The organism is bacterium (assembly GCA_023150945.1).
Taxonomy (GTDB): Bacteria; Zhuqueibacterota; Zhuqueibacteria; order Zhuqueibacterales; family Zhuqueibacteraceae; genus Coneutiohabitans.
Genome location: JAKLJX010000003.1, coordinates 344,274 through 369,633, shown reverse-complemented (window position 1 = coordinate 369,633; position 25,360 = coordinate 344,274). Strand labels below are relative to the sequence as shown.

17 protein-coding genes are annotated in these 25,360 nt (G+C 59.0%); 6 read left to right on the top strand and 11 right to left on the bottom strand.

Going from position 1 to position 25,360, the window contains the following annotated elements; all coding sequences use genetic code 11:
* Positions 1–24 precede the first annotated feature (24 nt).
* The gene (locus L6R21_06830; protein ID MCK6558898.1) at positions 25–339 is read right to left on the bottom strand and encodes a hypothetical protein; all 315 of its coding nucleotides are present in this window, start codon (positions 337–339) and stop codon (positions 25–27) included.
* Between L6R21_06830 and L6R21_06825 the strand changes: the two genes are divergently transcribed.
* The 3 genes from L6R21_06825 (at position 338) to L6R21_06815 (ending at position 4,064) form a co-directional block, all read left to right on the top strand.
* Positions 338–1,432 (top strand): efflux RND transporter periplasmic adaptor subunit, encoded by a 1,095-nt coding sequence (locus L6R21_06825; GenBank protein ID MCK6558897.1) that lies wholly within the window; start codon positions 338–340, stop codon positions 1,430–1,432. The genes L6R21_06830 and L6R21_06825 overlap by 2 nt on opposite strands.
* A 106-nt stretch (positions 1,433–1,538) precedes the next feature.
* Positions 1,539–2,774: an ABC transporter permease gene (locus L6R21_06820; GenBank protein ID MCK6558896.1), complete on the top strand. Its 1,236-nt coding sequence runs from the start codon at positions 1,539–1,541 to the stop codon at positions 2,772–2,774.
* A 48-nt stretch (positions 2,775–2,822) separates the two neighbouring features.
* Complete coding sequence (locus tag L6R21_06815) at positions 2,823–4,064, top strand: ABC transporter permease (protein MCK6558895.1); 1,242 nt, start codon at positions 2,823–2,825, stop codon at positions 4,062–4,064.
* 175 nt (positions 4,065–4,239) lie between these two features.
* Here the strand turns inward: L6R21_06815 and L6R21_06810 are convergent, their stop codons facing one another.
* The 5 genes from L6R21_06810 to L6R21_06790 all read right to left on the bottom strand — a co-directional run bounded on the left by L6R21_06810 (position 4,240) and on the right by L6R21_06790 (position 11,781).
* Positions 4,240–4,947 carry a hypothetical protein gene (locus L6R21_06810; protein ID MCK6558894.1) on the bottom strand — a complete coding sequence of 236 codons (708 nt, stop codon included), beginning with the start codon at positions 4,945–4,947 and terminating at the stop codon, positions 4,240–4,242.
* Positions 4,944–6,341 (bottom strand): hypothetical protein, encoded by a 1,398-nt coding sequence (locus L6R21_06805; GenBank protein MCK6558893.1) that lies wholly within the window; start codon positions 6,339–6,341, stop codon positions 4,944–4,946. Before L6R21_06805 ends, L6R21_06810 begins: the two co-directional genes overlap by 4 nt.
* Before the next feature lie 1,208 nt (positions 6,342–7,549).
* The gene (locus L6R21_06800; protein ID MCK6558892.1) at positions 7,550–9,940 is read right to left on the bottom strand and encodes a VCBS repeat-containing protein; all 2,391 of its coding nucleotides are present in this window, start codon (positions 9,938–9,940) and stop codon (positions 7,550–7,552) included.
* A gap of 1 nt (position 9,941) precedes the next feature.
* The gene (locus tag L6R21_06795; GenBank protein ID MCK6558891.1) at positions 9,942–10,784 is read right to left on the bottom strand and encodes a hypothetical protein; all 843 of its coding nucleotides are present in this window, start codon (positions 10,782–10,784) and stop codon (positions 9,942–9,944) included.
* Positions 10,785–10,869: 85 nt separating this feature from the next.
* Positions 10,870–11,781, bottom strand: a complete 912-nt coding sequence (locus L6R21_06790) for a hypothetical protein (GenBank protein ID MCK6558890.1) — start codon at positions 11,779–11,781, stop codon at positions 10,870–10,872.
* A 590-nt stretch (positions 11,782–12,371) separates the two neighbouring features.
* Here L6R21_06790 and L6R21_06785 point away from each other — a divergent pair.
* Complete coding sequence (locus L6R21_06785) at positions 12,372–14,168, top strand: B12-binding domain-containing radical SAM protein (GenBank protein MCK6558889.1); 1,797 nt, start codon at positions 12,372–12,374, stop codon at positions 14,166–14,168.
* Positions 14,169–14,562: 394 nt separating this feature from the next.
* Here the strand turns inward: L6R21_06785 and L6R21_06780 are convergent, their stop codons facing one another.
* From L6R21_06780 to L6R21_06765, 4 genes are all read right to left on the bottom strand, one after another.
* Positions 14,563–15,432, bottom strand: coding sequence for a bifunctional helix-turn-helix domain-containing protein/methylated-DNA--[protein]-cysteine S-methyltransferase (locus L6R21_06780; GenBank protein MCK6558888.1), 870 nt, complete (start codon positions 15,430–15,432; stop codon positions 14,563–14,565).
* A gap of 79 nt (positions 15,433–15,511) precedes the next feature.
* Entirely contained in the window at positions 15,512–17,716 is a 2,205-nt protein-coding gene (locus L6R21_06775) for a TonB-dependent receptor (GenBank protein MCK6558887.1), read from the bottom strand.
* A gap of 122 nt (positions 17,717–17,838) precedes the next feature.
* On the bottom strand, positions 17,839–18,693 hold the full coding sequence (locus tag L6R21_06770; protein ID MCK6558886.1) for a hypothetical protein: 855 nt from the start codon (positions 18,691–18,693) through the stop codon (positions 17,839–17,841).
* Positions 18,694–18,801: 108 nt separating this feature from the next.
* The gene (locus tag L6R21_06765; GenBank protein ID MCK6558885.1) at positions 18,802–19,986 is read right to left on the bottom strand and encodes a M20 family metallopeptidase; all 1,185 of its coding nucleotides are present in this window, start codon (positions 19,984–19,986) and stop codon (positions 18,802–18,804) included.
* Between the two features lie 26 nt (positions 19,987–20,012).
* On the opposite strand from L6R21_06765, the gene L6R21_06760 reads away from it, so the two are divergent.
* The gene (locus tag L6R21_06760; GenBank protein MCK6558884.1) at positions 20,013–20,435 is read left to right on the top strand and encodes a hypothetical protein; all 423 of its coding nucleotides are present in this window, start codon (positions 20,013–20,015) and stop codon (positions 20,433–20,435) included.
* Positions 20,436–20,565: 130 nt separating this feature from the next.
* On the opposite strand, the gene L6R21_06755 is transcribed toward L6R21_06760, so the two are convergent.
* The gene (locus tag L6R21_06755) at positions 20,566–21,927 is read right to left on the bottom strand and encodes an AAA family ATPase (protein ID MCK6558883.1); all 1,362 of its coding nucleotides are present in this window, start codon (positions 21,925–21,927) and stop codon (positions 20,566–20,568) included.
* Positions 21,928–22,141: 214 nt separating this feature from the next.
* On the opposite strand from L6R21_06755, the gene carB reads away from it, so the two are divergent.
* Complete coding sequence (gene carB / locus L6R21_06750; GenBank protein MCK6558882.1) at positions 22,142–25,336, top strand: carbamoyl-phosphate synthase (glutamine-hydrolyzing) large subunit; 3,195 nt, start codon at positions 22,142–22,144, stop codon at positions 25,334–25,336.
* Positions 25,337–25,360: the final 24 nt, after the last annotated feature.

Genomic DNA, 25,360 nt, shown 5'->3' with positions numbered 1-25,360 from the left:
TGTCAAGTCAAAGGCTGAAGTCGTTCAAAGGCGACCACGAACCGCTGGCCAATACCTCGGCTTGAGTTTCGGAAGTGCGATTGCAATCGCGGCGAGCATGGCAATCATTGCCACACAGAATTCGCGAATGTCCTTCCAATTCCAAACCCTGCGTTTTGTGCCTTGCGCCACCGGCTCGCGTTTCAGTGCATCATCCCTCCTTCGTCGCACGATCAGGTAAACAACTCCCCACCTGACAATCTGCAACCTTCCACGAGGCCCGCCGTATTTTGGACGTGTTTGCCAATATTGCTGCGGCGAAACCTTCGCTGCGCTGCCAATTCTGAAGGGAGGTGCCATGAAGAAGAAAAAAATCCTGCTGGGGGGCCTCGCGGTTGTCGTGGTAAGCGCGGCCGCCTTTCTGATTTGGGGAAAGCGAAATGGTAGTGAAAAAGATGCGTTGCCCAAGGTCAAGGTCACCCAGGGCAGCATCGTTGACAAGGCGCTGGCGGTGGGCACGATCGAGCCGGTCTATGAGATCTCGATCAAATCGAAGATCACCGGCGTGGTGCAGAAGATATTCGCAGACGTTGGCGCCTATGTGAATGTCGGCGACCCGCTGCTTGAAGTCCGGCCGGATCCGACGCCGCTGGAGTTGGCGGAGGCCAAACGCAACGTCGAACTGGCGCAGGTGGAGCTGGAGAATCTGAAAAAGGAGAACATTCGCCAGGAGTCACTCCTGCAAAGCGCCTTGATTTCGCCGCGCGACTTCGATGAGTTCAAGCGCCGGTATCAAGAATCCGAGCTCAAGCTCAACATTGCGAAGGAAAAACTGGCGCTGCTGCAAAGCGGCAAAGTGCGCATTGGCACGACGCAGATCGAGACCATCATCAAGTCGCCGATCGCCGGCTATGTGCTCAGCAAAACCGTCGAGGCCGGCGATCCGGTTACGCCGCTGACCTCGTTTCAGGAGGGCACGGTATTGATGCGCATTGCCGACATGCGGCAACTGATCTTCAAAGGCACGGTCGATGAGATCGATGTCGGCCGGCTGCGCGAAGGCATGGCCGCCGAAATCAAGATCGGCGCGCTGCCGCAGGACAAGATCACCGGGCACCTGAGCCTGATCTCGCTGAAAGCCGAAAAGAAAGACAACGCCACGGTCTTTCCCATTGAAATCACCCTCGCGCCGACCAACGGCACCACCCTGCGCGCCGGGTACTCCGCCAATGCCAACATCATCATTCAACGCAAGGACAGCGTGCTCACCATTCCCGAACGGGTGGTGACCTTTCGCAACGATTCGGCGTGGGTAAAAGTGGCACTGCCGGACAACAAAGAGGAAGAACGGCTGATCAAATCCGGCCTGAGCGACGCCATCAACCTCGAAGTCCTCTCCGGGTTGCACCTGGGCGACGAAGTTTTCGAGAAGCCGGTCAAGAAGATCGAATAAACGCGGCGCGCGCTTCACGCCGCGGCGCGGGGCGGCAATGTTCTTCACCATGCAGCGCACCGCCCAGCCGCGGCCTCGCAGCCAATTCCGCCAGTGAGTTGCCCTCATGACGCAATTGACGACATTCATTTCCGAATACCTGCAGGACCTGCGCGGGCAAAAGCTGCGCACGTTTCTCACCATTTTCGGCATCATTTGGGGCACGGTGGCGATCATCGTGCTGCTCGCCTTCGGCATGGGCTTCAAGAAACAGCTCGCCATCAACATGCACGGCATCGGCGAGAGCATCGCCATCATGTTCCCCGGCCGCACCACCAAGGCGTTCGAGGGCTTTGGCCTCGGCCGGCCGCTCTCCTTCATTGAAGACGATACCCGGCTGCTGGCCGCGCAAGTGCGGGGCCTGCGCGCCATCAGTCCGGAATACAGCGGCCGCTATGTACCGGTGCGTGTGGGTGAAAATATTCTCAACCCGCTGATCACCGGCGTCTATCCCATTTATGCCGACATGCGCAACATCATCACCGAGCCCGGCGGCCGTTTCTTCAATGAGCTGGATCTGCAACACCGCCGCCGCGTCGCGGTGATCGGCAACAAGGTCAAAGAATTCCTGTTCGGCGAGCAGGAAGCGGTCGGCAAGCTCATTCTTGTCGGCCAGACGCCCTTCACCGTCATCGGTGTCATGCAGAAAAAAACGCAAAACTCCTCTTATAACTCGCGCGACCAGGACCGTGTGTTCATTCCGGCCGCCACGTTTGCCTCGGTGTTCGGCACGATTCATCTCAGCAACATCATCTATCAACCGCTCGATCCCACGCGCTCCGAGGCGGTCAACACGCAGGTGCGGGAGGTGCTTGGCCGCAAATACAAATTCGATCCCACCGACAAGAACGCGGTGTGGATTTGGGACACCGCGGAGATGGACAAGTTTTTCCACTACTTCTTTTTGGCCTTCAACCTCTTTCTCGGCCTGATCGGCAGCATGACCCTGGCGGTGGGCGGCATCGGCGTGGCCAACATCATGTATGTCGTCGTGCAGGAGCGGGTGAGGGAGATCGGCATCAAGCGCTCGGTGGGCGCCACGCGGCGCAGCATCATGCTGCAATTCTTCATGGAGACCTTCTTCATCATCGCGCTTGGCTCGGCGATCGGCTTTCTCATCGCTTACCTGTTGATTCTCGGCCTGCAATTCATTCCGATCAAGGATTTCGTCGGCACGCCCGAGCTTTCGCTCGAAGTCGCGGCGATTACCGTGTCGATCTTGAGTCTCGTCGGGCTGGCCGCCGGTCTGATGCCGGCACGCCGTGCCGCCAATTTGAACGTGGTCGACTGCCTGCGCACGTGAGTCCACCACCGGCCCGCGCTGCGGGCGCAACCTTTGCGGGAACATGCCATGTGGCTCGAACTTCTCAAGGAATTCTGGCAGGATCTGAAAATCCACAAGACGCGCGCGCTGCTCACGATCATGGCGATTGCGTGGGGCACGATCGCCGTGGTGCTGTTGCTCGCCTTCGGCGAAGGTCTGAGCCGGCAGATGCAAAACGGCCTGCTCAACGCCGGCAACCGCATCATGATCGTCTATGGCGGCGAGACCGGTCTGGCCTTCCAAGGCCTGCCCAAGGGCCGGCGCGTGCGCATGGTGGAAGAAGATACCGGCCTGCTGCAGCAGGCCATTCCCATGATCGCCGCCCTCAGCGCGCAATACCGCAGGAACGTGAGCTTGACCTACAAGAAATTCACCACCACCACCGAATGTGAAGGAGTGAATCCTGAATTCGAGGAAATGCGGCGCATGTATCCGGCGGCGGGCGGCCGCTTCTTGAACGAGACCGACGTGGCGCAGCAGCGCCGCGTGCTGTTTCTCGGCGGCGAAATCGCCGGCGAAATATTCGGCGCGGAAGACCCCATCGGCAAAACCCTTTTGGTCGACGGCGTGCCCTTCACCGTGGTCGGCCTGATGCAAAAGAAGATTCAAACCAGCATGAACAACGGCCCCGACGTGCGGCGGGCGGTCATGCCCTACACCACCTTCCGCACGCGCTACGGCTACAAATACGTGAACTCGATTCTGGTACGGCCCTCCGATCCCACGCGGCAGGAGCAGGTAAAAAGTGAAATCTATCGCGTGCTGGGCCGGAGGTACAACTTCGATCCCGGTGATGAACGCGCGCTCGGCATTTGGGATTTCATCGAGCAGGAAAAGATCGGCGCGAAAATTTCGTTGGGCATTGCGATCTTCCTGGGTTCGGTGGGCTTGCTTACGCTGCTGATCGCAGGCGTGGGGGTGGCCAACATCATGTACATCGTGGTGAAGGAACGCACGCGCGAAATCGGCATCAAGATGGCGGTGGGCGCGCGGCGGCGCGTGATTCTGGCGCAGTTCACCTTCGAGGCGTTGTTGATCGCGATGATCGGCGGCGCGCTCGGTTTGCTGTTTTCCGTGGGCGTGATCACCGGCGTGCGGCTGCTGCCCGCCGAAGACGGGCCGATGCAGTTTCTCGGCCGGCCGGTCTTGTCGAACGTCACCATGCTGCTCACCACCAGCCTGCTCATGATCATCGGTCTGCTGGCCGGCTTCTTCCCTGCTCGCAAGGCCGCGAGCGTCGATCCGGTGGAATCGCTGCGGTATGAGTGAGGCGGACGGCGCAGATAGCGCCGGCGCTCGTTCTGCACTTCAAAGTCACGCCAGTGTGAACAAAGCAGCAGAGGGGGCAAGAGAGTCGGGCGAGTCTATGAAGAATCCAAAGGAGAGCACCGGGTGTCATGTTCATTGACGGGCTTGCCGCCCGGGGACGTTTGCGGCTGCGGGATTACTTGATGTCGAGTTTTAACCGAGGAATATATCTTTTAAAAAAACGCTCCCATTTTTTTCTCACCTGCTCAGGCGAATTTCTTTCGTCGACCGTAGAAACGTGTGATATCTTGATGTTTAGTGAATCTGTGCTCATCCGGCCTTTTGGCGCAATTAAACTGTCGATGCCCAATGTGTCCATCTGGCACCCCTCCTCTTTCATATCGCTAATGTAGTAAATCTCTGGTTCGAATCCTGAATCCGCAAACTTTTCCAGAAACCGCTGAATGACCACCACGCTTTGCGAGATGCAGGTGGAATCGCGCAAAGAACGCACGGTGCGCAGCTTGTCCAACTTGCGTTCTGCCGCTTGGAATAGAGAATCACCACAGGTGTTTTGTCTCGTAAATCCGAGTTGAAAAGGCTTTTTGCACTTGCCGCGAAAGAACTCCTTGTCAAACATGGTTGCAGCATGTATGGGATGACAGACAATGGTGTCGCCCTCTGCGAGGCTGCCAAAGATGTCCTTGAGATGCTTTTTGGCACTGTCAGACTTTGTCCCGTGGTTCATACTGCCAGTGAGGTCGAAGAAGACCAGTAGCGCGCGGTGCTGGCTATCCTCGGGTGGCGGTGGACACACTATTCCCCAAACAGCCAACGAGATAAGAGTGGCCAGAAACAATGCAATCACGGTTTTAGTAACGACGACTTCAGTCTGAGCTTTCATTCTCTGCCTCTACAATCTGTTCCCGTTTGCCCATGAGCTTGCGGGAATGGTCTCAAGTTTTGTGAAAGATATTCGAGCAAGGATTGGCGCAGATACTCCAGCTTGGTGAGACTATGGGCATTCGACGCTTTCTGAGCCTCGGGATGGTCTTCAACTGAGAGCACGCCTTCCTTGAGGCCATGGCAGTAAAGGCTTTTGACACAATCCGCAAGACGAGCATACAACTCGGCCTCCAGCTCGGAGTGCGCTGCAATCTGGGCCAGACGAATTCGGTGCCCCAATATACTCTCATTCAGCTCTTTCTCTCTGCCTTGACGCAGAGCCTCGCGCTGCCAACCGACCCAATTTCGCTTCCCCAGCAGCCAGTAGACCGCACCAAGATTGGGAAATATAAGGGCCATGAGTAAGAACGCCACTGTTCCCAGCCAGCCTTGCATCGCCTGTTGTATCGGCGTACCGCCAAACAGCAGTGGTCGAAAACTCGCCAACATAAGAATCGTCGCCACAACGGCAATGAACAACAGAAAATAACGCCGCCCTATTTGCCTACTCGTCTGCATCATTTGCTTGATCTTCTGCATAAACAAGCGACTTTGAGCTGGTTCATTCTGAGATTTTATTACGGGCAACCGTTCCCAGAAGACTTTGACATAAAACCCCATGCCAAAAACCGCGGCGATCAATACAATTGGTGCATACAATTTGATGCTATTGATTAACAATGCATTTTTTGGCAGTTGCTCCGACTGGCCCTGAAAGAAGCCCATGATGACCAGCACGATTAGTGGCACTTCTCCAGCGATCATGACCAGAGCCCCCAGCCAATAGAAAAGCGCCGCGATCCACGAGGGATGGTTGTCAGGGTTTTGTCCTTGCTGTTGTGCACCCTGGCCCTCTGCCAGGGGATTCATTTCCTTTTGCCACGCGCGACGCTCTCTCTTGTCCACACACAGGCGGATAAAGCGCTCTTTTTGCTCATACGCCAGCTTCAGCCTCCCGGGAAAGCTGAAGCTCGTGATCAGACGATCTATGATACTCTCAAGAGAAGCTTCTTGGGGCGGATCAGACTCCTGTGACAGCCGGTGAATCTGCTTCTGTCCATCCTGTTTGCCTTGCTGGCGCAATGGGTTATCATCCAGCAGCGTTTGGACACCCTTCTTCAAGAACTCGAAGACCGCGTTCACCAGAGCATCGGCAGTCTCCTTTTGCTGATCAACTTCCTTTTTGGTCAGCGGCAATTGGGAAGAATCATCGGGCATTTTCTTTGTGTCACGCAGCATGGGAATGGCGGAGAGTATTGAGAGACCGCCGGGCATAATCAAAGCCATCCAGGAAGGCAATGCGCAACCGGCGAAACTCGAGTTCCAGGGTTTTAATTGCGGCAGCATGTTCATCGGCCTTCCGTTTCAACTCTTCCCGAAGGCTTCTGAGTTCCTCCGCGGCGGCGTCGGTCTCCTGTTTCGTTGCCAATTCCGCTCGAAACACACCTTCTTGAGTTTTGCCGATCGCAAAACAAAGCAGTCCCAGGGCAAGATACAACGCCAACGAGGCGAGCACGATCTCACGGTGCCTGCCGAGGAAGGCGGCGGACATCAGCACGAGCAAACCGGCCGTGGCCGCAAACAGCAACAGCTTGTTAAGCCTTTCTTTTGGAATCAGCCTGAGCCTGCGCAGAGCAGGCGGAACAATAACGGACACCCCCCTCGCAGATTGCCGCTTTGTTTCACTGGTGGCAGCCGGCGGCAAGGATTTTCCGAAAGCAAACTCGCCGGAAGAAAAGAGAACCAACATCAGGCTCGCTGCGGCCAGCGCAAAGCCGGCACCAAGCAACAGCGGCGACAAGAACTCAAGGATTGCAATGGATTCCCGGATCTTGTATCCGATGATGCCACTCCCGAGAAGCAGAATGCTGACGGCCCCCTGCCAGCGGCCGATGCGGAGAATCACCGTATAGGTGGATTGACTACGCAAAGAAGTCCACAAGCGCGGCAACACTTCGAGAATCACCGCAATGAGTATGATGGCACCGGGCAACACGTAACTGCGCCAATCCTTTAGGAATTCTTCCATCAACTTCTGCAGTGCCGCTTGCCATGCGGAGCCGTCGCTGGTTGACGGCATCACCTGCTCGAGCATCAGCTTGAGAATCCAGACGAGCGCAGTCAACATGATATAGCCCGCCCGAATCAAGTAACCAGCCGAATTTTCACTCACCCCTCTTTCGCGCAGTTGGTCTGCCCGACTTCTCGCAGCTTGCCACCTCGCCGTGAGCTCCTGCAGGGTGCTTTGCTTGAGCCGCAAAAGCGGTTCGAACTGCTGCAGGCGCAGTTCGTCATGCCTCTTCATGAGCATGCTCTTCTGCTCCACATGGATGTCATCAAAACAAAGCTCAGGAGGCAACGCCTTGGGAGCAGATATTTCAAAACCGAGTTCCACGCCACGCCGCCGGAACTCCACTTCGAGTTGCGCAAAGGTTATAACCGGCCGGTTGTTTTGACAGGTTTGGTCTTTTTCTTGAGAAATCGTTACAGCCGAATGTTCCCGTAGAGACGTCACAGCATTCTCCTTTCAAGACCGCCGCATGAGGTGAGGAGTTTCGCGCTCACTCTTCCCGTGCCTTCAAATACCATTTGTTCATCACCGGCTCGTTGCGCCACGCGGCGCCGTCCCAGTACAGCATGGTTTTCCGGTATTCCTCAAAATAGGCGAAATCCGGCATGCGGCGGAGACGGCCTTCGCGCTGCAGTTTCTCCGCCACCAAATCGTAATCGTCATGTGTGCCGAACCCCTGCGCGCGCAAATCAAAACCGAAGTAGCCATACAACATGATCTGCCGGGTGCTCAAAGGCGGCGTGGGCCCGGAAGCGTCGCGGATGAGCAAAAAGAAATTCCGGCGGGCCTGCTCCAGGAACAGCGCGAGCGCAATGTTGTTCTTCGATTCCTCTGCAAACGCATCGCCGACCACGGTTCTGGGAATGAGCACATAGTTTTTTTCCAGGCCGGCAGAGTAGCCGGTGAGTTCATAGTCGCCCGCCCAAGGAGAATGTCCGGCGATGAAGCGCGGATCGAGCACGACAAGACAGGCCTTGCGAAAGGCATTATTGATGCCACACAGCAAGATCTCCGTGATTCCATCCTGATCCAGATCGGCCATTTTCATCGCGTTTAATTGCCCGACGTGCACGTAATGCCCCAATTCCCTGCCGGTACTGGCCTCCAACTTCATGACCAGCGCAGGGAAAAAGTCTTGACTGGAGTTGACGAACAATTCGCCCTGGCCATCACCGTCAAAATCGCCGGCAGCGATTTGCTTGGGATAGAAATAGTCACTCTTCACATCCGGCTTGCGGGGAAAGTTCAGCGTGCGCCGCAGGGAGATCGACCAGCGCAAGGTATCTTCCCCAACTGATTTGCAGCAAATCATGCCGGGTTGTGCCGTTTTCTCATCGTTCCATTGCAGCCAAAAGACTTCGTTGAGGCTGTCGCCATCGACGTCAAAAAAAGCCACGTAGTGCAAACCCTGCAGTTCGTTGTCATACCCTGGGCTGTTGGCCCGCTGCACCGTAGCCGGGCCCACAAAAATTTCGTCGATAACGTCGCCCTTTTTGTTCTTGACCAGCAACGACTCGCCGGCAAATACCCCCACTCTGGGATTCTTGTCCAGCGGCCCGTAAAGCAGCTTGCCGATAATCAAAGTCAAGGCAAGAATCGTCGCCAATCCCATCACGGTAAACTTTTTCCGCCACGCTGTGCGGGCCAGGTGCCGGGCTATTCCGGCACGCCGGCGTACGGCCAGGCGGCGGTCGTAGAAAATCTCGCGCAGATGCCTGACGCCGATGACGGTGAGACGGCGATTGGGATATCGCCGGGCCAGTTCTTCCACCGCGTTTTCTGCGGCCACAAGCTGTGATTTCGGCACAACGAGGTATTCCATCGTCGAGAAGAAAACGGTTTGTACCTTTTCCCCGAGCGTTGCTGCATCAACCGGCAGCGTTTCCCCTTTCTCGTCGAGGTCGCCGGTGATCGCAACCTTGCCGACCAGGTGAAACTGCTCACGTTGGTCGGTGAATTGCAGCACGGCGCAGTAGAAGAGGCCGGCAATCGCGAGATTCGCCGACCCGCCTGCGTGCCAGGCATGGGCGGCGTCCAAAACGATTCTGCCGGTGAAAAAAGTCTGGGCCAGGCGTGGATGCGTTTCCGCGAGCAAGCACCGCGCTGCGCCAATCGGCGCCTGTGCGGGAGAAAAGAAACTCGCGGCTGCGCCTGCAACATGTGCATTGAAGTCGACCTCGTCGCTGGCCGCCTTCGCGGTTGCCAAAATTCTGACGGCCACACGGCGCAGAGTGCCTGACGGCCTCTCTTCGAAGTGAAGGGGCAGGGCACGCTCGATCACAGGAACGGCGACGCAGTCATTGTCTGCTGCCATTGCCGGCCACTGCGCCATGACTCCTTGCAGCGCTTCGGCGATCTCCGGATGCTGCGCTTGTGCGCGTGCACGTGCTTGATTGAGGAGTGCCAGCGGCGCCCCTAACGGCTCGGCTTCGAGTTGCTGAAGCCACGCCGGCGGCTTGTCGGCGAAGCCCGGGTCGATCAAAGCCACGCACGCTGCCACGTCACCGGTGCAGGCAAAGGCCGCAACCAGCAGCGCTTGCAGCTTGCTGATCGCCTCCGGCCAGCCTGCAATCGTGGCGAGCGCCGGCACCTGGGCTTGCAGCGCGCGCAGCCTTTCCCAAAAAGCGCGCCAGGCTTCCGGCGCGCCACCCACTTCGTTGAGATCGTCAAGCAAAGCGGGCACGTGCTGGCCTAGCTCCAGCAAATACGGCTCGCAGTCTTCGGCTTCGTTGCCGAGCCAGCCGAGAAACTTGTCGATCGCCTGCAAGCGTTGCCGCGGGGACGAAGGATAAGCCAGATACTCCCGCAGGTTTTGAAACCGCTGTTCGACAGCAAGGAGCGTGCGCGGCTGGTTTGGAGAGGGGCAAGCGAAATCAGACATGTCAGCAGTAGAACCGCAGCGTGAGTGTTTCCGGAAGCGGCGCCAGGGCAAGGACGCCTTTGCCGTTGTGCAGCGCCACCCCCACTACTTGCCCATTCGCTGCCGTAAAGGCTGCAAAGCAGCAGGCCGGCGTGTTGGCTTTCTGCGGCAGCGCCTCGAGTGTTAATGTCCCTTGCACATAGGCAAGCGTGATCACGTGCCCGGCCGCCTCCCAAATCACGGTGTTTTGGCCCAAGGCTGCGGCGTGCAACTGGAGATCGTGTACCGGAAAGCGCAACACAACTTGCACGGCCTCCCAGTCCTTGGGAATGACGTGTGCCGCAAGCGTGAACGCGGCCCGACCCTTTTCATCGGTCAATACCTCCAATGCCAGAGCCGGAAACGACACCAGGGCGTGCGCGCGCCGGCTCTGCGGATCCGCAAGCAGATAGAGGCGGAAGCTGTCGCTCGCGTTATCGCGGAGGAGGCGCAGTAACACGTTCTGCCCGGCAGAAGTGAAAGTGGCAACCGTTTGAAAACGCAGTGCTGGCGGCTCATGGGTCAGCGCCGCCAGCACCACAGTGTAGCCATCGCTTGCGCGCAGCACTTCCCGCTGCGGCTTGAAAGGATGGAGTGTAACCTTTTGGGCAGGGGCAGAGTGCTTTTGCAGCCATTGCTCTACTTGCAGCGAAGTTTTGTGTTGCAACGCTTCCAACTCGAGATAGAAAGAACGCAGATACTCCCCGACCTCATGACAGGCCCGGCAGCCGGCCAGATGACCGGCGATTGCGTCGCGCTGCACCGCGCTCAAGTCGTCCGGATGACGGACGTATGCTTCAATGAGAGATTCGGGAGGATGCGTCATCAGCAGTTGGCCTTTCCGCCTCACCGTGTCCGGGAGGCGTTCTTACTCTGCTAGTCGTGACAGCGCGCCGCGCTTGCAGAAGATTTCACCATTCTTTTTTGAACTGGTCGAGAAGCTTCCCGCGGCTCAATTTGGCGAGATATTCGAAGTGACAGCGGCACTGGCGCTGATATTGTTCGCGAGACAAACCAGGAAGGTGGGTTCGCAGGTGGTCGTAATAGGAGCGCAGAGCGTCGCCGCCCGGCACAAACTCCGCTTTCAGCAAATCCTGGATGGCAAGGAAATAGGCTTCGTATGTCTCCGCGGGGATTTTTCGCCTGGCGACATAAGCGCCGTGCCTTTGCGCCTTGACCGCCGCCACATTCGCCGCGATCATGCCTTCAATCTCGCCGGGGGTGTACCCCTCGTGGCCGCCGCCGTCTTCCGTCAACACACGATGGAGACTTGCAAAGGACTCGCGCAGCGTGACCGCCAGGCCGGTCAGGGGAAACTCGGCGCGATAGTGCTCATGATACTCACGCAGAACTTGCGCGAACAGGGACAAAGCCCGCGGCAGGCGCAACTCTCCCCGCAGGCCGGCTTTGAAATGCGCTGCCAGAACATGCGCCGGCAGAATTTCCTTCGCGGTCGACCGCCCTTCACATTCTCTCAGGTGAACCCAATACTGGCCGTGGTGCCGGACGAGTACAAGTGTTTGCGAATGCCTGAGCGCGAGCTTGAGATTGCGCAGCAGCTTGCCGAGCGCGGGATCGCTTTCACGGTACAGCCGAAAAAGGGCACACTGGATTTGACCAAAAATCAAACGCCGGGTCAGGGATTCCAGTTCGCCTTCGCTTTGCTTCTCCCAAGCTCGAGCGTTGAAATAAGCCCGCAGCTTGGGGAATGCGCCGGTTTCATTGCGTTCGAACAAATCAGCGATGCACTCCCACGCGAGCTGCTCGAAAGACATGCCGGCAAAGGCCGGATTGCTGTGCGTATTTTTGACTTTCCGGCGCACGCAGAGAAGCGCCAGGCTATGGCAAAAAGTGAGGAACTCCCGCTGGCTTTGTTGCGAAGGGGATTCGGAAAGGAAAGCGCTTAAGGTTGATTTGAGGTGAGTCACGGCCCGCACCCAAGTTTGAGATGGCTGTGATATAGGCACAAAACTGCGCAGTTGCGTAAGGCCCAGCCCAACTCCAAGCACTTTCCCTGCGGGCGGAGAAATCCATGGCAGCATTCAAGTCGCGGAGACACTGCGATCGCAGCGTTGTAACATCAAGAAGCCACTCAGCGTTCTCTGCGACTTTGCGGTTCCGGTGATGACCCTGCACCTTCGTAATGTTCCAGATTGATCCGGTTCATTATTGCCCGCCGAGCTTTGGATTTCAGCCTCTCAAAAATCTGGTGTAGACCTGCACCGGCGCACAACGCGCGCACGAATGCGCCGCGGCCGTGAACCGCGCGACGGCGTACGCTTGCTTTGGATTGATTGACTTTTGTGCTTATCTTCGCGCCAGTCTTCTTTGGTGGGTTGAGCAACGGTGGGCAGCAGCAGAGGTGGCCGGTGGGACAACCCATTCCTGAACTCTCAAACTCGAGCCTTGGCAAATGGGCAGTGCAGGGCAAATCCCGGCGGCAAAGCAGAAAGTTCTCCTCATCCAACCGCCGGTCGAAGATTTTTACCAAACCAGCATTCGCACGCTGCCGGTGGGTCTGCTCTATCTCGCCGGATCACTGCAGCAAAACGGCATTGCCGTGGAGATACTCGATTGCCAGGCCACGCCGCAAAAACACATCATCCCGCCGCCGCCGGAATTTGCCTATCTCAAGCGCTACTATCAGCCCGGCAATCTGAGTCCCTGGAAACTCTACAGCCATTTCCGGCATTACGGTTTGCCGTGGGAGGACATCCGCGAGCGTATTCGCCGTTCCGGCGCCGATGTGATCGGCATCTCTTCCCTGTTCACGCCGTTCTATCGCGAAGCCTTGCGGGTCGCGGCGCTGGCAAAAGAGATTGACCGCAGCCGCCCGGTGATTTTGGGTGGTGCGCATGTCAACGCGTGCCCGGCACAGGTACTCGCGGATCCCAATGTCGATTTCATCCTCTTGGGCGAAGGCGAGCGCACGCTGCCGGAACTGGTGACTGCCTTACGGGATGATCGTCTCGCGGCCCTTGCCGGGCTGCGCGGCGTTGGCTATAAAGTGAACGGCAGCCTGCGCCTGCCGGAACACGGCGATTTGATTGAAGACATTGAATCCCTGCCGCTGCCCGCGCGCGAGTTGATCGACGCCGAGCGCTACCGCCTCGGCCGCCAGCGAATGACCATGCTGATCACCAGCCGCGGCTGCCCGTATCACTGCACGTTTTGCTCGATCTTTCTCACCGCCGGCCGGCGCTTTCGCGTGCGCTCGATCAACAGCATCATCGATGAAATGAAGCTGTGCCGCGAACGTTTTGGCACCGGCGTCTTCGACATCGAGGATGACAATTTCACCTATGATCAAAAGCGCGCCAGCCGGCTGCTCGCGGCGATCCGCGCGGAGTTCGGGCCGGATCAAATCGAGCTGCTGGCGATGAACGGGATCTCCGCGGCCAACCTCAGCGAGAGTCTGCTGGCGGAGATGCAGGCCGCCGGCTTTCGCCACCTCAATCTCGCGCTGGTCGCCGACGCCCCCGCACGCCAGCGCCAACTCAAGCGTCCCGGCGCCACCTTTCATTTTGATCGTATCGTCGGCCGTGGTGCTGAACTGGGCTTCCGCCAGGTGAATTATCTCATTCTCGGCTTGCCGGGCGCGACCATCCTGGAGATGATCACGGCCATCATCCATCTCATGGAACGGCCGGTGTTGATCGGGCCGAGCGTGTTCTACGCCACGCCCGGCACCGCGAGCTACGAACAGTGCCGCGCCGCGGGTTTGCTCACCTCCCCGGAATTGGCGCTGCAGCGCTCGAGCTGTTTTCCGGTGGAGACGCCGGAATTCTCCCGCCGCGATCTGGTGACGCTGTTTCGCATTTGCCGCCTGTTGAATTTCCTCAAGGCGCAGCTCGCGGAACAGGCGAGCGCCACCGGCAAGACTGCGCTGGCGTGGCAAGAGTTGTTGACTCTCCCGCCTGCGGTGCCAGCGCCGCCGCGTGCAGGTGAGCTTCACACTTTCGCACACAAACTCACCGAGGCTGAAATCGGCGGCTGGCTGGCAGCAGCGGCATTCCGCGAGCGGATTTTTCTCGGCCTGCGCCTGCTGCGTCGCAGCACAGAGGGCTTCTGCTATCAGGTTTATGAAGAGGAATCCTCCCCGCAGGTGCTTGAACTTTTTCTGCGGGTAGCCGAAGGGAAGGAAATCTGCAGCGTGACCAACGCGCGCGTGAAAATGACAGAAGCGCAGCGGGTTTCGGCTTCGGGATGAAGAGGGGCGGCACTATTGGCATTTCCGTCAGCAGCAACTCGAGCCGGCTTCCGGCCATCGGTATCAGGCGAAGAGATCCAAGTAGCTTCGGCTGCTGCAGAACGCACCGGAAGGAGCCCCGTGGGGACGCTCGAGGCGAGCCCACCAATTCATTGGTGGGAAAGCGAGCCGCGATTTCTTCAAGCGTCTCGTAGGGTCGAAGGAAGAATGAGACTTCATCTCTGGTTCAATCGTCCTAGCGGGACCAAAACATCAAAGAGCCCCTCCAACCCAGTGATGAATCACCGGGCTGCTTGCGGATGTGCTTGCGCGACAACTTCACGATTCTTCGCTTGACACGGGTGGGCTTGCGCCGGCTTGAACTGTCAGCCTGCGATTTGAATCGCGGGAATTTTCAGCTTCCTCCGGCGTTGGCCTGCGCCGCCTCCCACGCCAGGATCGCTTTCTTGCGCAGCGGCCCGCCGCCGTAGTTGCCGGTCTCACCCACCTTGCGCACGACGCGATGGCACGGAATGACGAACGAAACCGGATTCTTGGCTACTGCGTTGCCCACCGCCCGCGCTGCCCGCGGCATGCCGAGATGCGCTGCCAGGTCTTCATACGACACCAGCCCGCCCAGCGGAATGCGCAGCAACGCCTCCCAAACTTTGATCTGAAAATTGGTGCCTTTGACGAACAAGTGCAGCGGCGCAATTTTCTTTCCGGCAGCCGGAGAGAAAATGCGCGTCACCAACGGCGCCGTGGCGGCCGGTGCTTCGCGCAATACCGCCTGCGGCCAGTGGGCTTTGAGTTGGCCGAGTGCGGGTTTGCGCTGTCCGCCCTTCACGAAATAGAGTCCGCAAATGCCGCGGCCGGTGCGCGCCAGCAGGCATTCGCCAAAGGGCGTGGCATGAAAGCCGTAATCAATTTGCAGACCCTGGCCTTCGCTTTTGAACTCCCCCGGGGTCACGGCTTCGCAGGCCACGAACAAGTCGTGCAAGCGGCCGGGGCTGGACAAGCCGGCTTCGTAAGTGACCTCCAGCAGATTGCCGGATTGTTCCAGAAGTTTCTTGGCGTATTCCTTGGTCAGAAATTGCAGAAATCGTTTGGGACTGATTCCCACCCAGCGGCTGAACAAGCGCTGGAAGTGATGCTCGCTGAGATGGACGCTGCGCGCGATTTCTTCCAGGCTGGGTTGGCGGCGGAAGTTGCTGTGCACGAAGAGAATCGCCTGTTCGATGCGGCGATAATCTTCGGCTTGGTGGGAAAAGTTATTTGCTGCCATGACGGCCTCCTTCGGTTGACGCGTCAAGATAACGATCCGCCAGCCGCGGCTCCACCCGATTCTTGCGGAATCGGGCGCGTCAAAACTCGCCGGAGAGCGACAGCGAGAAGTTGCGGATCTCGCTCAAATTGCGCTCGACCACGGTGTAATTGTAGTTGATCGCGTTCTTGACCTGCAACAGGATGGCGAATTGCCGCCAGGCGTAGCGGGCGCGCAGGTCCAGCACTCTCTGCGGCACGCGTTCATCGCCGGCAAAAAAGGAGACTTGCTCGAAGCGAGCGGCATAGCGATAATCCGCCTCGAACGTCCACGGCCCCAGGCGCACTTCCGGTGAGAGAAACGTGCTCCAGCGCGGGCGATAGGGCAGGGCTTCATCGATCTCCAGATTGTACAACGGATCGGCCACCAGGCTGCGCGAATCCAGAAAGGTCACGTTGCCGCGCAGGCCCAGACGGTTGCGCCAGAAGCGCAGATGGACTTCCGCTTCCACGCCCTGCACGCGGGCGTGCGAAAGATTGCGGAACTGCAATTCCAGCCGCTGCGTGCTGACCGACAGCAACTCGATGAGATCATAGTAGTCATTGGAAAACACCGTCACTTCGGCGGAAAGGTTGTCACCGAAGCTCTGGCGCACGCCCGCATCGAGCAGCGTCGAGCGTTCGGGCTTGAGCACGGGATTGCTGAACAGCCGCACGTTGTCGCCGGGCTGGCTCTCGCTGAAGCGCTCGGCAATCGAGGGCGCGCGAAAGCCGCGGCCCACCGAGGCGTGCAGGATGGTGTTCGGCAGGGGCGTGAAACTGAAGCCGAGTTTGGGACTGATCTGCGTTTCCGCCGAATCGCCGACGAGCACATAGTGATCGTAGCGTGCGCCCACACTCAACTGCCACACGCCGGAGAGCTTCCACGTTTCCTGCACATAAGGCGACAGCGAGCTGGCCTGGTGTTCGCCGTAATACTTCGATTCCACCATGTCGCGGCGATAATCCACGCCGAGGGTGACATTGTGATTGATGTGCGGCAACCAGTTGCCCTGCAGCTCGCCGCTCCAGCCCAGCGCAGGTTTGAAATCCTTGGAGAGGTTGAAGGGCAGGCCGATGAGCTGGGCGTTGTAGGAAAGTCGCGCCTTCATGGCCAGCACCGGGTTCACCAATTTGTTGTAAACGGCGGAAGCGGCAAAGCCGTCGACGTTGATGCGATCGTGAAAATCGGTGCTGAGCGCGCGGTTTTGTTCCTTCCAGAAGAGGGAAAAGCCGCGCGCATCACGGTTGTAGGTGAGGAACAGGCGCAGGTTGGAGTTGTCGCGGAACTGCAAAACCGATTTGCTGCTGAGGTACCAGCGGCTGAAATCACCGTTGTCGCGGTCGCTGGTGGAAGTGTGGCGGGAGGCGGCCAGGCGAAATCCCAAGCGGCCGAGTACGTTGGTGTAGCTCACGTCACTGCGGGTGAAATAGAGCGTGCGGCCGGTCCAGCGCCATTCCGGCACCGCGGGATCATCATAGACACCGGCGCTTTGGCGAAACGAAAGCTGCGGGGTTTTGGCCGGTTCCCGCGTGATGACGTTCACCACGCCGCTGATGCCGCCCGAGCCGTAGAGCACCGAGGCCGCACCTTTCAAAACTTCCACGCGCTCGATTTCCGTGACCGGCAACAAATCCCAATTGGCGCGGCCGAGATCGCTGGTGAGCACGGGCACGTCGTCGATCAGCATCAGGACGCGGCTGCCGCCCAGGCCGAGCAGGCTGTAACCGGTGCCGCCGCGCACGCTGACGTTTTCACCGATGAGTTGCACCGCGGGAATGCTCTGCAGCGCTTCATCGATGCGAAAGCGGTTGCGCTGGCGGATCTCGGAGCTGGCCAACACGCTCACGCTGTGCGCGGCGGCGTGCAGCTCTTCAGCCTGGCGCGAACCGGTGACGATCACTTGATCGAAGGGTATCGCCGAAGAGCGCAGCGCGAGATTGAGCACCAGCGTCGAGTCATCATTCACTTGAATGGTGAGGCGTTGCGTGCTGTAACCGATGAGCGAGGCACTCACGGTGTAAGAGCCGGCCGGCACCTTCGCGATTTGGTAGCGGCCGTTGGCATCGGCGCTGGCGCCCAACAGCGTCCGGGCGATCAGCACGTTGGCGCCCGGCAATGCGTCGCCGGTTTCCGCATCGCGCACCTGGCCGGTGATGGTGCCGTAGGGCCGTCCTTGATTCACGATGACAAAGAGGAAAAACACCGCAAGCGCGCACAGGCGCGGCCGGGCAAGCGAATGGCGAAAGATGAAAGCGGTTGACATGAATGAGGTACTCCCATTTGAGCGCAAGAATCTTGCAGCAGCGGATTCACTTTGTTGGCCAGCAGGCCTGAGGCCAAAACCCAGGCAATGGTTTTGCCGGCACGGCCTACCGCCCGCTGGTCTCACCGGCCGCCGCCGATTTGTACGCCGTCGGGCAGGGTGCCGAAATCTGCCACGAAATTGATGTCCGTAATCGTGCCGCTGGGCGCGAGCGTGAGCCGGCCCGGCTTGGTGGGATCGCCGGCGGCGGGATAGAAGCCGATCGCACGAATCTTGTCCCACGGCAGGCCGCGGCCCTTCCAAAACAGCCCGAGAAATCGATACTCGCCGTTGCGCACCGCCATGCGATAGCGGTAGCGCTCGACGAAGCGCGGCACGGCGAAATCAATGCCGCCGAGAGACACCAGCGAGTTCACGATGTTCTTCAAATCGGGCACGGCGGCAAACGCACCGAGCAGCACGACGTCCGTGTCTTCCGGCCAGGCACCGGCAAAAGTGATCTCACCTTCGACGTGCGCGTCGAACTGCGCAAAGCTCCACAGCGCAAAGATGTTGACATTCTCCGCGACCGGCTGTGCTTCGGTGAGATCCACCGGCAGCAATTGCGCGGAAAGCGGCGGCCGAAAGCCGTAGAAGCCGAGCAGGCTGGTGAAACTCCAATCTTCGCCGCGCGGCTTCCATAAAACCGCGACCGCGGGATAGCGGTTGCGCGGCAACGGCATTTCGTAAGCCGCGCTGTCGCGATCGAACGGAATGGCCTCGCTGAAGAAGACGTCGCCAAAACCTTGCGGCGGAAAATTCGAGGCCGCCACCACCCGCACTTCATCGACATTCGAGGGCCGAAATTCCGATCCGAGAAAATAGATCTTGCCGCTGATCTTCGATTGCAACAGGCCGAGACCGTTGTCGAAGCTGCAGGCATACAGCACGGCGGCCGCCAGCGCGGCCACGGCCGCAGCGAGGAGTAATTTACGCATGACTCGAGTCCGATTCATTCTGATCGTCTTTCGTTTAGGCCGTTCCCCATCAGCGCGCCAGGGAACGGCAGCGCGCCGGCGCCGGGCCTTGCCAGTGCCTGCGCCAGCTCAGGAAGTTGCCGCGGCGCTGCCATTGAGAAAATCAATCGCGACCGCCGCCATCATGTTGACGCCAAGAGCAAGCGCGTCATCGTTGAAATCAAACGTGTCCGCATGCAACGCCGGCCGCGGTCCCACACCCAGACGAAAGAAGGCGCCGGAATACTTCTGCAAGTAGTAGGCGAAATCCTCGCCGCCCATGCTCGGTTCCGCCAGAGGAATCACGTTTTGTGCGCCGAGTAAATCCGCCGCGACGCGCGCGACCAGGCGCACCATGCGTTCATCGTTGATCAAGGAAGGATAACCCGGTTCGAGTTCCACTTCCGCGGCGCCGCCGAACGTTTGGGCAACGCCTTGCACGAGTTCGACCAGGCGGCGATTCATGCGCTCGCGCGTTTCGGGTTTGAGCGTGCGCATGGTGCCGGTCATCTCGACCTGCGCCGGGATAACGTTGTCGGCCGTGCCGCCGTGAATCGTGGCGATGCTGATGACCACGGGATCGGCGCCGTGGCGCTCGCGCGTGACCAGGCTTTGTACCGCGGTGATGATCTGCGCCGAAATCCATACCGGATCGATGGCCGCCAGCGGATGTGCGGCATGCCCGGATTTGCCGTGCACCACGATCTTGAAGTCATCGATGGCGGCCATCATTTCGCCGTAGCGTATGCCGATGGTGCCGGCCGGCAGATAAGGCCAGGCGTGCAGGCCGAAGAAGGCTTGAATGCCGAGATCGTCGAGCAAGCCGGAAGCAAGCAATTTGCGGCCGCCGCCGCCGTTCTCCTCCGCGGGTTGAAACACACACACCACCGTGCCGGGAAGCTGCTCGCGCAGTTGCGCCAGCACGCGGGCCGCGCCCAGCAAAGTGGCGGTATGGCCGTCGTGGCCGCAGGCATGCATCACGCCGGGGTTTTGGGAGCGGTGGGGGACCTCGCTTTTTTCCGGGATCGGCAGCGCGTCAATGTCCGCGCGCAAGCCGACCACGGGGCCGGGTTGCCGGCCGCGGATGATGCCGATGGTGGCGTAGAAATCCTTCGCCAGGCGCAGTTCTATGCCGGACGCCTCCAGCCACTGGCGAATGAAGCGGCTGGTTTCGCGTTCCTCCCAGCTCAACTCGGGGTGCTGGTGCAGGTGCCGGCGGGCGCGGATGAGGTCGGGAAGGTGTTTGAGTATGAGTTCTGGAAGGGCGTCTTTCATTTGCGGCGATGCCGTTTGAAAAAAGAATGAACCTTGTTGAGAAAATCACCGAAGGAACGGTCAGCCCGGCTCATGCGGCTGAGATCAAGCTCGTTGATGAAGTCTTCGACATATTCCAAACCGCCCAGCAGAGCCGGAACTTCTGCCCTGGCGATTTCCTGACGGAGAAAGTTTTTGTAGAAGTCGCGTTCACACTTTTCCGGCGGCGTGGCGCAGCCCCGGCCGACGGCTTTCTTGAAGGCCGCTGCATCCAACAGCATCCAGCGCTCAATGTGTGGGTCCGGCGTGGCAATGATTACTTCAGTTCGCATCTCCCCAAGTGCTTCCTTGATTTCGCGTTGTTTGATTGGCGCAGTTTTGCAATTGGCGTCAACAGCGACGATGATGGCATCGTATGGCTGTTCACGGTAGCTCTGCAAATCCCGCAGGTATTCTTTCAACTCGTGTAGCACCCGGCCGTGGCCGCCACGAACACTGCGCGGTTCGAGGGTCACTGTCTGATTATGCTCCTCCGCCGTCCGCCGCAGCAATTGGGAGATGAATCGCTCGTGAAACACATCTTCGACAAACAGCCCCAAGCTAGGCATCAAAATCACCCCGCAAAATGCGCTCCGAGACCGGCAATTTCTCCTGCTCATCCAGGGCATCGGCGATGGCGGCAGGCCGGCCGAGCGGGCCGAAAGTAGTGAAAGGTTCGATACTGGTGCGTCCGGCAGAGCGCCGGCACACGTACAGGCAATCATCGTTAATCAGGTCCGCCAGCAGCGGCGAATGCGTGGTAATGATCACCTGCGTGTCTGCCGGCGCCGCGTGGTTCTTCCACAACTCCGCGATCAACTTGATACGCCGGGGATGCACACCATTCTCCGGCTCTTCGAAGCCGATCAGTGACGGCGGCTCCTGGGCACCGAAGAGCGCCAGCAACCCGAGAATTCGCAAGGTTCCTTCCGAGAGCAGCCGGGCAGGAATCTCGGCGTCGCCTTCTCTCACCCGCAGTTCCACCTGCCCCAGATCATTCACCGTGACGACGATGCCGTTGGCCGTGGGAACGATCGTGCGCAGGGACTTTTCAATGGCCTGAAATTTCCGTTTATCGAGCGCCTGCAGGGTATTGAGAAACGCCGCGAGATTCTCTCCCATCAAACCGATGTGCCTGGTCGCCATCACCGGGTTGGGGCTGCGCATGCGCTCGCGCGGTTCGAAATAATAGAAATGCCAGCCCAGCAATTCCTGCTTCAAAGCCGCCAGATGCGGATAATGCGGTGCATAGAGCGGCTGGGAAACGATGGTGTGGTCGAGAAAGCGATCATAATAAACCAGATGCGATTGCCTCTCCATGCGCAAATGCAGGCGTGACTGCATGCGCTCCAGAAATGGTCTGCGCTTTTTTGAGGGAGTGCCGTCTCTTGAAAGAGCCGCGACATATTCATCCGCCACTTGCAGGATTCCTGATTTCGGCAGGATTTCAATGGTGATGCGATAGCGCAGCCGGGTTTCTTTGATCAATTTTGTATACTGACCGGTGCTTTCATCCGGCGCCTGTTCATTCCTACGGTCACCAGCGCGGCCATTATCCGACGACTCCGTCCCGCCTTCCTGGTGGCTTCGGCGCAACTCGCGAATCTGTTTCTCGATCGTTTGAATGACATGATTCGAGAGGCGCACATCGACTTCGAAGGTGAACTGCGCGCTGTCGCGCTGCAACAGCCCGCGCAGCCCCTCCCGGCCGAAGGCAAAGGACTCCAGCGGCGTGCCACGATAGGGCGACTCGAACGCTTCCTTCAGCGTGCGGACACGCACCAGATTGGAGAGCAGTTGCAGGGCATCGAGAAAGTTGCTTTTGCCGGAGCCATTCGGGCCAAACAGCACGGTCAGGGGGTTGAGCGTAATCTCCACACCATCCAGTGATTTGTAACCGGCAATTTTGATGCGTTCGATCATGTGCGAGACTCACTATGGGCTGCGACGAGTTGCCGGAATATAGTCTTTTGCCGCACATATTGCAAATCCAATACTTCCTCTTGCGGCTTGCTTTTATGCGCAGCAAATGTTATCGTTGCGCCGGCCTTTGCCCGGCTTCGAGTAATGGGTCACGCAGAGCTGCACTTGCAAAGCAGCATTCCATTTTCAACCTTCAATACTGCAGTCACGCTACATGCCACCACGTCCCCGCAAAGTCATCATCCTGGGCAGCGCCGCCTTGAAGATCGGCGAGGCCGGTGAATTCGATTACTCCGGCAGCCAGGCGATCAAAGCGCTGAAACAGGAAGGCATTCAAACCATCCTGATCAATCCCAACATCGCCACGATTCAAACCTCCGAGCATCTCGCCGAGCGCGTCTACTTCCTGCCGGTCAATCCCTATTTCGTCGAACAGGTCATTGCCCGGGAGCGGCCGGACGGCATCCTGCTCGGCTTCGGCGGACAAACGGCGCTCAATTGCGGCCTGTCGCTGGCCCGCAGCCAAGTCTTCGAAAAGTACAACGTGCGCGTGTTGGGCACGCCGATCGCCACCATCAACGACACGGAAGACCGGCACTTGTTCGCCGAGCGGCTGCGTGAAATCGACGTGAAAGTGCCGCGCAGCGTGGCGGTCGGCTCGCGGCCGGAAGCGCTGCGGGTGGCCGCCGAGATCGGTTATCCCGTCATGATCCGCATTGCTTTCGCGCTCGGCGGGCTGGGTTCGGGTTTGTGCACCAACCCGGAGGAAGTGGCGGAACTGGCGGAGAAGGCACTGAGCTACACCGATCAGATTCTCGTGGAAGAGTATCTCAAGGGCTGGAAGGAGATCGAATACGAGGTCGTGCGCGACAGTTTTGACAACTGCATCACGGTGTGCAACATGGAAAACTTCGATCCCATGGGAATTCACACCGGAGAGAGCATCGTGGTCGCGCCCAGCCAGACCCTCAGCAACGCCGAATATCACAAACTGCGTGAAATCGCGATCCGCACCATTCGCCATCTCGGCATCGTCGGCGAGTGCAACATTCAATACGCGCTCGATCCGGCCTCCGAGGATTACCGCGTGATCGAAGTCAACGCGCGGCTGTCGCGCAGCTCGGCGCTGGCCTCGAAAGCCACCGGCTATCCGCTCGCGTTCGTGGCCGCGAAGCTCGCTTTGGGCTACAGCCTGGTCGATCTCAAAAACTCCATCACCCAAACCACCATGGCCTGCTTCGAGCCGGCGCTCGACTACGTGGTGGTCAAGATTCCCCGCTGGGATTTGAAGAAGTTCCGCAAAGTCTCGAAGCGCATCGGCTCGGGCATGAAGTCCGTCGGCGAAGTGATGGCCATCGGCCGCTGCTTCGAAGAGGCGCTGCAAAAAGCGCTGCGCATGCTCGACATCGGCGTGCACGGCCTGATCGGCAACGATCATTTGACGTTCGGCAATCTGGATAGCGAACTGAGCAACCCCACTGACGAACGGGTGTTCGCCATCCCACTGGCGCTGGCGCAGGGTTACAGCATCGACCGCGTGCACGAGCTGACCCACATCGACAAGTGGTTTCTCTACAAGATCAAAAACATTCTGGCGGTGGCCGAGCACCTGCGCATCTATGCCGGCGGCATTTGCCCGCGCGGTGTGCTGGAAACGGCCAAAAAAACCGGCTTCTCCGATGTGCAGATCGCCAAAATTCTCGAGACCGGCGAAGACGAAGTGCGCAGCATGCGCAAGAACTACGGCCTCGCGCCCTTCCTCAAGCAGATCGACACGCTGGCCGCGGAGTATCCGGCGCAGACCAACTTTCTCTATCTCACCTACAACGGCAGCAGCAGCGACGTGGCCGCCAGCGGCAAGCAAGCGGTGATGGTGCTGGGCTCGGGAGTATACCGCATCGGCAGCTCGGTGGAGTTCGACTGGTGCTGCGTCAATGCGGTGATGACGCTGAAACAGCTCGGCTATCGCACCCTCATGATCAACTACAACCCCGAAACGGTGAGCACCGATTACGACGAGTGCGACCGGCTTTATTTCGACGAGCTGAGCTTCGAGACCATTTGTGAAATCTATGAGAAAGAGCAGCCGCTCGGCGTCATCATTGCGATGGGCGGCCAAACGCCCAACAATCTCGCGCTCAAGTTTCAGCAGGCCGGAATCAACGTGCTCGGCACTTCGCCGCAGCAGATCGACATGGCGGAGGACCGGCACAAGTTTTCGCAATTGCTCGACGCGCTCGCCATCGACCAGCCCGAGTGGCGCGAGTTGAACTCGCTGGCCGAGGCGCGCGCCTTTGCCGGCCGGGTGCAATACCCGGTGGTGGTGCGACCCTCCTACGTGCTGAGCGGCTCGGCGATGGCGGTGGCCTCGACCGACGGCGAGCTGGAAAAATTTCTCAGCAAAGCCACGACCGTTTCGAGCGAGCATCCCATCGTGTTGAGCAAGTACATCGAGAACGCCAAGGAGATTGAGATCGACGCAGTGGCCGCCAACGGCGAGTTGATCGTTTACGCCATTTCGGAGCACATCGAGAATGCCGGTGTGCACTCCGGCGATGCCACGCTGGTGCTGCCGCCGCAATTCACTTACATCGAGACCATCCGCCGGATTCGCACGATCGCGCGCAAGATCGCCGCGGCCCTGAAGATCACCGGGCCGTTCAACATCCAATTCGTCGCGCGCGCCAACGAGGTCAAGGTCATCGAGTGTAACCTGCGCGCTTCGCGCAGCTTTCCGTTCGTCTCGAAAGTCTATCGCCTGAACTTCATCGACCTTGCCACGCGCGCGATCATGGGCGAACGCATCGACAGGATCGACAAATCGTTTTTGGACCTGGAATACGTGGGCGTGAAAGCGCCGCAGTTTTCCTTCACGCGGCTCTCGGGCGCGGATCCCACCTTGGGCGTGGAGATGAGTTCGACCGGCGAGGTCGGCTGCCTGGGCGACGACTTCGAAGAGGCGTTCTTGAAGGCGATGCTCTCGGTCGGCAATCGCCTGCCGGTGCGCACCGTGCTGCTCTCCACCGGCCCGATCGAGCAAAAGGCCGAGTTCGTGCCCGCGGCGCGCGCGCTGCAGGAACACGGCATCAAGCTCTACGCCACCGCCGGCACCGCGGATTTCATGCGCCGCGCCGGTGTGGAAACCGAAACGCTGCACTGGCCGCTGGACAAGGCAAGCCCCAACGTGCTGGAGTATCTCGCCGGCCGCAAAATCGATCTCGTCATCAACATCCCCAAAAACTTCCAGGAAGAAGAATTGACCAACGATTACATCATCCGCCGCAAAGCGGTCGATTTTGCGATTCCGTTGATCACCGAGGTGCAACTGGCGAAACGTTTCGCCCAGGCCCTGGTACACAAACAGCTCAGCGATCTGCAAATCAAGAGTTGGGAAGAATACGGCAAGTGAGGGCGGCAAAGCGAAGCGGAACCG